The sequence below is a fragment of the Ferrovum myxofaciens genome (assembly GCF_000735045.1).
Classification (GTDB): domain Bacteria; phylum Pseudomonadota; class Gammaproteobacteria; order Burkholderiales; family Ferrovaceae; genus Ferrovum; species Ferrovum myxofaciens.
Genome location: NZ_JPOQ01000309.1, coordinates 1 through 786 on the forward strand (window position 1 = coordinate 1; position 786 = coordinate 786).

The 786-nt window shown below is 52.0% G+C and carries 1 protein-coding gene; it reads right to left on the reverse strand.

The annotated features are described in order from the left end of the window. Positions 1-121: 121 nt before the first annotated feature. Positions 122-382, reverse strand: coding sequence for a hypothetical protein (locus IV91_RS0113735; RefSeq protein WP_031599385.1), 261 nt, complete (start codon positions 380-382; stop codon positions 122-124). Between the last annotated feature and the right edge of the window lie 404 nt (positions 383-786).

The window sequence follows — 786 nt, forward strand, 5'->3', positions numbered from 1 at the left end:
CCTGTGGAGAATTGGCGCAATCAGGCCGTTCCGTGAAGCAGGAACCCGCCGAAGCGACTACACAGGGGCTTGCCCTTGTGTAGCGCCGTAGGAATCTCCGGCATTCATGCCGGGGAGGATGTCAAATCTGATGGCTGGCGGTCACTGTAGGTGCTGGACGGGCGCATGCATGGGTGCTATTTTGCCCGCAACGCTCAGGTGTTGACGGAATCTGACCGTTCAGCGCATGAGATACCAGTTCAGGCACAGCGGGACGGGGTTTGGGAATGCCAAATTGCTGCTGGTAGTTCCCACCCATGGGTGTCCACAGGGGATCCGGCAACTTGGCCGATGCTGACCAGGCGGTCAGGCATAGTGCGGCGAATAAAAGAGCGTTTTTCATAAATACCTCCTAAGATAAAGACACTAAAAAACCTGGGATGTTCAATAACGAATTCTGTTTGGGTGGACGATCCCTTTATACTGGAGATTATAAAGCATAATCTGTGCCATTCTGTTTCAAGCCTTGTCTGGCTTAAGGAGTTCATGATTTGGGACGCATCGGGAAGAGAATATTGATGGGTGAGCGCACCAAGCCGGTGCCGGGATTGCACGAAGAATGGGGCAAATTTCCGTAGGGCTGGCTTGGTGGATTGTTTTAAGTGTTCGGTCAATTAAAACTTGTAAATGCCTTGCAAACCATAGGTCACCATGCTCTGATACAGGGTCCCATTGGAAGAAGCAAAGATTCCTTGACTCGCACGGTCTCCCCGCAGTTCGGCACGCAGTTCGAAGTCTTTGACCGGT

What these genes read in the sequence shown, in the direction of transcription:
- IV91_RS0113735 (WP_031599385.1), bottom strand. Translation starts at nt 382, where the DNA reads ATGAAAAACGCTCTTTTATTCGCCGCACTATGCCTGACCGCCTGGTCA.